Source organism: Asticcacaulis sp. (assembly GCF_020217185.1).
In the GTDB taxonomy this organism is placed as follows: Bacteria; Pseudomonadota; Alphaproteobacteria; order Caulobacterales; family Caulobacteraceae; genus Asticcacaulis.
In genome coordinates this window covers 1-10,000 of sequence record NZ_JAIWNX010000300.1, presented here as the reverse complement: position 1 = coordinate 10,000, position 10,000 = coordinate 1, and the positions used below count along the sequence as shown (strand labels likewise).

Here is a 10,000-nt window from a genome sequence, read left to right as displayed (position 1 = left end):
CGATCAGTTGTACGCCGAGGGCAGCCGCATGATGTCCATTGGCCTGCATGGGCGCATTGCGGGTAAGCCGGCGCGGGCTGCCGCCGTGGCGCGCTTCCTCGACTACGTGCTGAGCCACGACAAGGTGTGGGTGGCGCGCCGCATCGACATCGCCCGTCACTGGCTGAAGGTGCATCCCTATGCAGCTTAATGATCCTGTTTTCCTGAAAGAGGTGACCGACGCCTTCTACGCCTATGAGGCGGCGCTGATGGCCGACGACATCCCGGCCATGGACCGCCTGTTTCGTGAGGCACCGGAAACCATCCGCTTTGGCGTGGGTGAGGTGCTGTATGGCATCGACGCCATCCGCGCCTTCCGCAAAGGCCGGGGCGGCTCGCCGCAGCGCAAACTGGGACGGGTCGAAATCACCGTCTATGGCGACGCCTTCGCCACCGCCCATGCTGAGTTTTTCTGGGACAATTCCGACCGGAGGGGGCGTCAGTCTCAGGCCTGGGTGCGTTTTGCCGACGGCTGGAAGGTGGTGTCGGCGCATGTGTCGATTGAGGGGGCGACGTCATGAGTGATTTCAACCAATTGACTCGCAAAGCCTTTATCGAACGCTTTGGCCTGTTGTTCGAACACAGCCCGTGGATCGTGGCGCAGGCCGAGACGATGCGGCCGTTCAAAGATTTGGCGGCCCTGCACGCCGGGTTGATGAAGGTGGTGGCGCACGCCGGGCCGGAGGCGCAACTGGCCCTGCTGCGCGCCCACCCCAAGCTGGCCGACAAGGCGCAGGTGAAGGCCGGTCTGACGAAGGAGTCGGCTTCGGAACAGGCATCGGTGGGGCTCAATGCCCTGACGGAGGCCGAATTTGCGCGGTTTCATGAGTTGAACACCGCCTATGAGGCGCGCTTTGGTTTCCCCTTTATCCTCTGTGTGCGGCTGGCCGGGGGTAAGGCGGATATCCTTGCAGCGATGGAGTCGCGGCTCGGCAACGACCCGCAGACAGAGTTTAGCACGGCCCTGGCTGAGGTGGATAAGATCGTCTGGCTGCGCCTCAAAGATGTGGAGGGCGCATGAGCCTCGAAGCCCATAATGCCCGCGTTCGGCACGATCTTGAGGCGCTGTGCTATCCCGGCAGCGACTGGCTGAGCCCGGCGACGCATCCGGAAGGTCCGGTGCACGACGTCATCATCATCGGCGGGGGGCAGTCGGGCCTCAGCGCCGCCTTCGCGCTGAAGCGCGAGCGCATCCACAACCTGCTGATCCTCGATGAGAGCGCCGAAGGCTTTGAAGGGCCGTGGGAAACCTATGCCCGCATGATGACCCTGCGCACGCCCAAGGGCATCACCTCGATAGATATGGGCGTCCCCTCCCTGACCTTCCGCGCCTTCTGGGAGGCGCAGCACGGGGCCGAAGGCTGGGCGAGGCTTGACAAGATTCCGCGGGGCGACTGGATGGCCTATCTGCGCTGGTACCGCCGCGTGCTGGACCTGCCGGTCAGAAACGGCGTGCGGGTCAGCGATATCGAGCCCATAGACGGCCTGTTCCGCGTACACGCTTCGGATGGCAACTATCTGGCGCGCAAGGTCATTCTGGCCACCGGGATTCAGGGCGGCGGCGGCTGGCATACGCCGCAGATGATCAGGGGCCTGCCGCGTCACCTCTACGCCCACACCTCTGAGGCCATCGACGTGGCGGCGCTGAAAGGCAAGCGTATCGGCATTTTGGGGGGCGGGGCCTCGGCCTTTGACAATGCCCACCATCTGCTCGATGCCGGGGCCGCCGAAGCGCACGTCTTTGTGCGGCGTGAGGCCCTGCCGCGTATCAATCCCATCCGGCACATGGAGGCGGCGGGCCTGATCCCGCGCTTTGCCGCGCTCAGCGACGGCGAAAAATACGCCGCCATGTCGCACTTTTTCAAATTCAATCAACCGCCGACCAATGACACCTTCAATCGGGCGGCGGCCTTTGCAGGCTTCCATCTGCATACGGGTTCGCCCTGGCAAGGCGTGCGCGAAGACGGCGGGCAGGCGGTGGTGATGACGCCCAAGGGCCAGCACGCCTTCGACTTTCTGGTCATTTCCACCGGTCTGGTCACCGATCCGGCGTTGCGGCCCGAACTGCGGCGGCTGGAGCCGGGCATTGCGCGCTGGGCCGATGTCTATACGGCCCCGGAGGCGATCAGGAACCCGCTGCTTGACGCCCATCCCTATCTGGGCGCAGGCTTCACCTTCACCGGGCGCGACCCTGAGTGGCAGGCCAAACTGCATGGCCTGTTTGCCTTCAACTATTCGGCCCTGATCAATTTCGGCCTGTCGGCCTCGGCCCTGTCGGGGCTGAAATACGCCCTGCCGAAGCTGGCCAGCGCCGTGGCCGATCAGTTATTCCTCGATCAGAAAACGGCCTGCCTCGACGCCTATTTTGCCTATGATGAGCCGGAATTTGTCGGCGAGTGGAGCGCCTCATGAGCCTTTCGACCCACGTCCTCGATACGGCCCACGGCACCCCGGCCCAGGGGGTCGGGCTGCACCTCCTCAGTGGGCGCGAAGTGCTGTTTGCCGGAAAAACCGACGCCGATGGCCGCTGCCCGGAGTTGCGCGACCTGAGCCTGAGCGCGGGGCTGTACCGGCTGGAATTCGATGTGGCCGACTATTTTCGGGGTAAGGGCGTCACGCTGGCTGAACCGCCGTTTCTCGACCGCGTGGGCATCGACTTCGGCATGGACGGGGTGGGGCATTACCACGTGCCGCTGCTGGTCAGTCCCTATGGTTATTCGACCTACAGGGGGAGCTGATGGGGAGTGCACGCCATGCCCGATAAACTCCGCTTCTATCTCGATGGTGAAATCGTCACCCTGTCCGGCATCGACCCGACGCAAAGCGTGCTCGACTGGCTGCGCTACACGGCACGGCGCACGGGCAGCAAGGAAGGCTGCGCCGAAGGCGACTGCGGGGCCTGTACGGTGCTGGTGGGCGAGCTTGAGAACGCGCGCCTAAACTGGCGTGCGGTGAATGCCTGTATCCTGTTCCTGCCCATGCTGGACGGCAAGGCGCTGATGACCGTTGAAAGCCTGAAAGGCGCGCATCCGGTGCAATCGGCAATGGTTGATTTGCACGCCTCGCAGTGCGGCTTCTGCACGCCGGGCATTGTGATGTCGCTGGTCGGGCGTTCGATGGGGGCTTGCGGCACGGCGGGGGCCGAGCCGGCGGAGGTTTTGGCCGGAAACCTGTGCCGCTGCACGGGCTACGGCCCGATCCTCAAGGCCGCCGAACAGGTGGCATCAGTGCCGTTTGACGACGCGCCCATCCGTGAGGCGCTGTTGAAACTCCGCCGCGACACCCTGTTGGTCCTCAGCTACGAAGACCCGCTGGCCGGGCTGACGCGGCGGGCCTATGTGCCGCGCAATGTCGATGATCTGGCGGAAATCCTTATCGAAAACCCTGATGTGCGGCTGATCGCCGGGGCCACCGATGTCGGCCTGTGGGTCAGCAAGCAACACCGCGCCCTGCCGGAGGTCGCCTTTATCGGCCACCTGATGCGCGACATCGAGGTGACGCCGCAGGGCGTGCTACTGGGCGCCGGTGTGCGCTATTCTGAAGCGCGTGCGGCGCTGGCCGACCTGTCGCCCGATCTGGGCGAACTGATCCGCCGCATCGGCGCGGTTCAGGTGCGCAATGCCGGCACCATCGGCGGCAATATCGCCAATGGCTCGCCCATCGGGGACATGCCGCCCGCCCTGATCGCGCTGGGGGCCGAACTGACCCTGCGCCGGGGCGAGACGCGCCGCACCCTGCCGCTGGAGGCCTATTTCCTCGACTACGGCAAACAGGACCGTCAGCCCGGTGAGTTCGTCGAAAGCGTCTTTGTGCCCGCGCCGAAAGCCGGCGATGTGGTGCGTATCGTCAAGCTGTCCAAGCGCTTTGATTCCGATATTTCGGCGGTCTGCGTCGCCGTGCATCTGCGCGTTGACGGGGCGGTGGTGCAGGGCGCGCGGCTGGCCTTTGGCGGCATGGCGGGCACCCCCAAACGCGCCGCGCACGCCGAGGCCGTCCTGACCGGTCACCCGCTGACGCCGGAGCGGCTGGCAATGGCGGCCGAGGCGCTGCGCGCGGATTTCACCCCGCTCAGCGATGTGCGTGGCTCTTCGGACTATAGATTAGCTGTTGCCGGTAATATACTGAAAAAACTATGGTTTGAGATTAAAAATCAAGGCGGCGATGTGCTGGGGGTGGCGCATGGCTGAGCACGCGCCCCCCCCCCCAAATTCATACCCCAAAGGTCCATACGTCTCTGGCCCACGACAGCGCGCCCCTACACGTCAGCGGCACAGCCCTCTATGCCGATGACGTGGCCGAACCGGCGGGGATGCTGCATCTGGCCTTTGGTCGCGCTCCGCACGCCCACGCGAAGATCGTAAGTCTGGACCTCAGCGCCGTGCGCGCCGCGCCGGGCGTGGTCGCCGTCTTCACCGCCGCCGACATCCCCGGCGACAACAATGTTGCGCCGGTGGCCAAAGACGACCGCCTGCTGGCCGCCGATGAAGTGGTGTTTATGGGGCAGCCGGTGTTTCTGGTTGCGGCCACCTCGGCCAAGGCGGCGCGTGTGGCGGCGAAGCTGGGCCGCATCGACTACGAAGCCTTGCCCGCCCTGTTGACCATTGCCGAGGCGAAAGCCGCCCACAGCCTGATCGAGGCGTCGCAGGTGATGCGTCGCGGCGATATGGCCACGCTTGCGGCCGCGCCGCATCGGATCCAAGGCGCGCTGGAGATCGGCGGGCAGGATCACTTCTACCTCGAAGGCCAGATCAGCGTCGCTACGCCGATGGAGCAGGGCGGGGTGCACCTTCTGTGTTCGACGCAGCATCCGTCTGAGGTGCAGCATCTGGTGGCGCACCTTCTGGGCGTCACCTCCGCCGATGTGACGGTTGAGGTGCGGCGCATGGGTGGCGGCTTTGGCGGCAAGGAGACGCAGGCCTCGCTGTTTGCGGCGGCGGCGGCCTTGGTGGCGGCCAAGACGGGTCGCCCGGCCAAGTATCGCGCCGACCGCGATGAGGATATGCAGATTACGGGTAAGCGGCACGATTTCACCGCTGACTACGACGTGGCCTTTGATGACGAGGGGCGTATCCGGGCCCTGCGGCTGGAGCTGGCCTCGCGCTGCGGCTGTTCGACCGACCTGTCGCCGGCGATCAATGACCGGGCCATGTTCCACGCCGACAACTGCTATTTCCTTGAAAATGTTGAGATCGTCTCGCATCGCTACCGCACCCATACTGTTTCCAATACCGCCTTTCGCGGCTTTGGCGGGCCGCAGGGGATGCTGGCCATCGAGCGGGTGATGGACGCCATTGCCCTGCATCTGGGGCGTGATCCGCTGAGCGTGCGCCAGACCAACTTTTACGGCCCGAAGCGCAATCTAACGCCGTATCAGATGGCGGTGACAGATTTCGTTGCCGACCGCCTCGTTGAGGCGCTGAAAACGGCCGCCGATTACGAGGCGCGCAAGGCCGAAATCGACACCTTCAACGCGTCGCATCCCTATCTGCGGCGCGGCATTGCCTGCACGCCGGTCAAGTTCGGTATCTCCTTTACCACCAGCCACCTCAATCAGGCGGGGGCCCTGGTCCACGCCTATGTCGATGGCTCGATTGCGCTCAATCACGGCGGCACCGAGATGGGGCAGGGGCTGAATACCAAGGTGGCGCAGATCGTCGCCGACGTCTTCGGTCTGGGGCTGGAGCGCATCCGCATCACATCAACGCGCACGGACAAGGTGCCCAATACCTCGGCCACGGCGGCCTCCTCAGGGACGGACCTCAACGGCTGGGCGGCGTGGAACGCGGCCAATACCATCCGCGAACGGCTGGCCGGGCTGATGGCCGCGCGCAACGGCGTGGCGGCAGACAGCGTGGTGTTTGAAGGCGGCGTGGTGCGCGCGGGCGACGAGGCGCTGGGCTTTGCCGAGGTCTGCCGATTAGCGCATTTCAACCGGATTTCGCTGTCGGCCACGGGCTTTTACGCCACGCCGAAAATCCATTACGACCGCAAGACGCACACCGGGCGGCCCTTCCTCTACTTCGCCTATGGGGCGGCGGTGTCAGAGGTGGTCATCGACACCTTTACCGGTGAGCATAAGGTTCTGCGCGCCGATATCCTGCATGATGTCGGGCGCTCCATCAATCCGGCGCTCGATCTGGGTCAGATTGAGGGCGCCTATGTGCAGGGGCAGGGCTGGCTGACCTTTGAGGAGTTGGTCTATGACGCCAGAGGGAGGCTTCTGACGCACGCCCCTTCGACCTATAAAATCCCCTGCGCCTCCGACCGGCCCGCCGTGATGAATATCCACCTGTGGCGGGCGGGCGACAACCGCGAACCGACCATCCACCGCTCCAAGGCCGTGGGCGAGCCGCCCTTCATGCTGGCCAACAGCGTGTTTTCGGCCCTGACCTATGCGGTGGCAGCGGCGACCGGTGACCCTCGCCCGACGCTCGATGCCCCGGCGACTCCGGAACGTATCCTGCGGGCGGTAAAGGGGAGTGGGCTGTGAACTGGGTCGTCAAAGCCCTTGATCTGTTGGATAAAGAACCGCTGGCCATGGTCTCGCTGCTGGCCGTCGAAGGCTCGACGCCGCGCGAGGCCGGGACGCGCATGCTGGTCACGGCAAAGGCCATTTACGGTACGATTGGCGGAGGCAATCTGGAGTTTCAGTGCATTGATCAGGCGCGGCTGGCCCTGAAACACCCCCCCGGCACCTGGCGCATTCAGGACTATCCGTTGGGGGTGCTGCTGGGGCAATGCTGCGGCGGCCGCGTGCGGGTGATGATCGAGCACCTCGACCCGGCGGAGATGGGTTGGCTGGAGGCCGTGCGCGGCCTTGATAGCTTTACCTTGCGCAGCGATCTGCACGCCGGTGGGGTCCGCCGCCGCCTGAGCGAAGAGGTGCCCAATGTGTTGGCGCGCGGCCCGGTGCCGGTGGTCGGGGATCATCTGATCGAGCGCATGGGTCAACCCTTGACGCCGGTGCTGATGTTCGGTGCGGGCCATGTCGGCATTGCCATTGCGCGCGTGCTGGAGGGCCTGCCGTTTCACCTGCGCTGGTGCGATGACCGCACCGATGTGCCGCAAGGGGTGCTTATTGGCGATGCTCAGACCCTGTGCGTGGAGGCCGAGACGGGGGCCGGCCTGACCCTGATCCTGACCCACGACCACGCGCTCGATTACGAGCTGACCAAGGCGGCGCTGCGCTCGCCCGCGCACTTTATCGGCCTGATCGGCTCGGCCACCAAGCGCGCCCGCTTCTTCAGCCGTTTGCGCAAGGATGGCTTTGCCGAAGACCAGATCGCGCGTATCACCTGCCCCATCGGCCTGCCCGGCATTACGGGCAAGGCCCCGGAGGTGATCGCGGTTGCCGTCGCTGCGCAGTTGCTTCAAATTACAGATAAAATCCGCACCCTGACCGAGGATACCCGTCATGACCAAACCCTTCCCGTCGCTTGACGCCTTTATCGCCGGTCTGCCCAAGGCCGAACTGCACCTGCATATCGAAGGCTCGCTGGAGCCGGAACTGATGTTCGCGCTGGCGCAACGCAACAAGATCGCCCTGCCGTTCAAATCGGTCGAAGAGGTGCGCGCGGCCTACGAATTTTCCAACCTTCAGGACTTCCTCGACATCTACTATCAGGGGGCCGATGTCCTGCGCACGGAAGACGACTTCCACGACCTCGCCAAGGCCTATTTCGACCGCGCCCACGCCGACAGCGTGCGCCACGCTGAAATCTTCTTCGACCCGCAAACCCATACCGACCGCGGTATCCCGATGTCGGTGGTGATGGACGGCCTGACCTCGGGCATGAAGGCGGCCGAAACCGAATACGGCCTGACCTCCAAACTGATCCTGTGCTTCCTGCGCCACCTCGATGAGGACGCGGCCTTTGCGACCTTAAAGGCCGCCGAGCCGTTTCTCGACCGCCTGACCGGGGTCGGGCTCGACTCGTCCGAAGTCGGTCACCCACCATCGAAATTCGCCCGCGTGTTTGAGGCCGCCGGCGCTCTGGGCCTCAAAAAAGTCGCCCATGCCGGCGAGGAGGGGCCGCCCGACTACGTCCACGAAGCGCTGGATATCCTCAAGGTGGACCGTATCGACCACGGCAACCGCTCGCTGGAAGACGCGCACCTGACTTCGCGGCTGGCGCGTCTGGGCATGACGCTGACCGTCTGTCCGTTGTCGAACCTCAAACTGTGCGTGGTCAACGACATGGCGCAGCACCCCATCCGCACCATGCTGAACAAGGGGCTGCGTGCCACGCTCAATTCCGACGATCCGGCCTATTTCGGCGGCTATGTGAACGACAACTACCGCGCCGTGGCGGCGTCGGGTCTGGTCGATCGCGACGACCTGATCACCCTGGCGCGCAATTCGTTTCTGGGGTCCTTCCTCAGCGATGCGGAGGTGTTTAAGCATCTGGACGAAATCGAGGCCTATGCGACTGAAACCGCCCTCCCGGCATAGCGGAGAGGGGCGTTCACTGGCTCGACACCTCCCCCGTAAACAGGGGAGGAGGAAAGAAAAATGACCACACCCCGTTCTTTCAAAGGCACCTTCTTCCACGCCCCCATCTGCGGCGGCATTGAGGTCCTGCGCGATACCCTGATCCGCTGCGACGCGGAGGGCCGCATCCTTGAGGTCCTGCGCCCCGACGCGCCGACCTATGCCGAAGCCCTGTCCGAAGACCGCGCCGCCGGGCGGCTGGAAACCCTACCAGAGGGCACCTACGCCTTGCCGGGCTTTTGCGACCTGCACATCCACGCCCCGCAGTGGCCGCAACTGGGCAAGGCGCTGGACGTGCCGCTGGAGGTCTGGCTGCAAAAACACACCTTCCCGCTGGAAGCGCGCTATGCCGACCTGTCATTCGCGCGCCGCGCCTACGAAGGGCTGGTGGATGACCTCCTGTCGAACGGCACCACCACGGCGCTCTATTTCGCCACCCAGCATCAGGACGCCACGCGCCTGCTGGCCGACATCTGCCTGACCAAGGGCCAGCGCGCCCTGATCGGCAAGGTGGCGATGGACAATCCGGAGCAATGCCCGGACTTCTACGTCGAATCCACCGACGCCGCCCTGCGCGGCACCGAAGCCTTTATCGAGCATGTGCGCAGCCTCAACAGCGCGCGCGTCAAGCCGGTGGTCACGCCGCGCTTTATCGCCTCGTGCACCGATGCGGCGCTGGAAGGGCTGGGCGACATCGCCCGCCGCTGCGGCTGCCACGTTCAGACCCACTGCTCCGAAAGCGACTGGGAACACAATTACGTCCTCGATCGCCACGGCCGCGAAGATACCGACAGTCTGGACCGTTTCGGCCTTTTGACACGGCACACCGTGCTGGCCCACGCCAACTTCATCTCCGACGCCAATATGCAGACCATCCATGACCGCGGCGCCGGCGTCGCCCATTGCCCGCTGTCCAACTACTACTTCTCCAACGCCGTCTTCCCCCTCAAACGCGCGCTGGAAAAAGGCGTGCGCGTCGGCCTCGGCACCGATATTTCGGGCGGGCCGTCGGCCTCGATCTATGACAATATGCGCTGGGCCGTCGCCTCGTCCCGCGCCCTGCACGACGGCGTCGATGCGCGCCTGCACTGGGACAACCGCGGCATCCGCGACAGCCAGATCGACTGGCGCACCGCCTTCTATCTCGCCACCAAGGGCGGAGCCGAGGCCCTAGACCTGCCCGTCGGCAGTTTTGAGCCCGGTCGCTATTTCGACGCGCAGCTTATTGATCCGCAGGCCGCCAGCGGGACGATCCGCCTGATCGACGACCTCGATAGCGACGCCGATGTGCTGCAAAAAATCGTCTATACGGCCTCAAAAGCCAATATTGCGCGCGTCTGGGTCGCGGCTGAGCGCGTCGTCGGATCGGTATAAGGATTCCGGGGTCAGTTGACCCCGGACCCCGGATGTGGGTGCGCGATTTCTGCGGGCGGTGTGCGGGGCGAGGGAAGATTTTAGCCACGAAACGTA

9 protein-coding genes and 1 pseudogene are annotated in these 10,000 nt (G+C 64.7%); all 10 read left to right on the top strand.

Annotated elements, in window-relative coordinates:
• Positions 1-190, top strand: a pseudogene (locus LDL37_RS15425) (chitin deacetylase); the annotation flags it as partial.
• Entirely contained in the window at positions 180-560 is a 381-nt protein-coding gene (hpxZ, locus tag LDL37_RS15420) for an oxalurate catabolism protein HpxZ (protein ID WP_290799703.1), read from the top strand. The pseudogene LDL37_RS15425 and the gene hpxZ, both read left to right, overlap by 11 nt.
• Entirely contained in the window at positions 557-1,060 is a 504-nt protein-coding gene (uraD, locus tag LDL37_RS15415) for a 2-oxo-4-hydroxy-4-carboxy-5-ureidoimidazoline decarboxylase (RefSeq protein ID WP_290799702.1), read from the top strand. The genes hpxZ and uraD overlap by 4 nt, the downstream gene beginning before the upstream one ends.
• The gene (locus tag LDL37_RS15410) at positions 1,057-2,451 is read left to right on the top strand and encodes an NAD(P)/FAD-dependent oxidoreductase (RefSeq protein WP_290799701.1); all 1,395 of its coding nucleotides are present in this window, start codon (positions 1,057-1,059) and stop codon (positions 2,449-2,451) included. The genes uraD and LDL37_RS15410 overlap by 4 nt, the downstream gene beginning before the upstream one ends.
• Positions 2,448-2,777, top strand: a complete 330-nt coding sequence (gene uraH / locus LDL37_RS15405) for a hydroxyisourate hydrolase (protein WP_290799700.1) — start codon at positions 2,448-2,450, stop codon at positions 2,775-2,777. The genes LDL37_RS15410 and uraH overlap by 4 nt, the downstream gene beginning before the upstream one ends.
• Before the next feature lie 15 nt (positions 2,778-2,792).
• On the top strand, positions 2,793-4,226 hold the full coding sequence (xdhA, locus tag LDL37_RS15400) for a xanthine dehydrogenase small subunit (protein ID WP_290799699.1): 1,434 nt from the start codon (positions 2,793-2,795) through the stop codon (positions 4,224-4,226).
• A complete protein-coding gene (gene xdhB / locus LDL37_RS15395; RefSeq protein ID WP_290799704.1) occupies positions 4,223-6,529 on the top strand; it encodes a xanthine dehydrogenase molybdopterin binding subunit in 2,307 nt (768 codons plus the stop codon). Before xdhA ends, xdhB begins: the two co-directional genes overlap by 4 nt.
• A complete protein-coding gene (gene xdhC, locus LDL37_RS15390; protein ID WP_290799698.1) occupies positions 6,526-7,479 on the top strand; it encodes a xanthine dehydrogenase accessory protein XdhC in 954 nt (317 codons plus the stop codon). Before xdhB ends, xdhC begins: the two co-directional genes overlap by 4 nt.
• Positions 7,454-8,491 (top strand): adenosine deaminase, encoded by a 1,038-nt coding sequence (locus tag LDL37_RS15385; RefSeq protein WP_290799697.1) that lies wholly within the window; start codon positions 7,454-7,456, stop codon positions 8,489-8,491. Before xdhC ends, LDL37_RS15385 begins: the two co-directional genes overlap by 26 nt.
• Before the next feature lie 60 nt (positions 8,492-8,551).
• Positions 8,552-9,904 (top strand): guanine deaminase, encoded by a 1,353-nt coding sequence (gene guaD, locus LDL37_RS15380; protein ID WP_290799696.1) that lies wholly within the window; start codon positions 8,552-8,554, stop codon positions 9,902-9,904.
• The last annotated feature ends 96 nt before the right edge of the window (positions 9,905-10,000 follow it).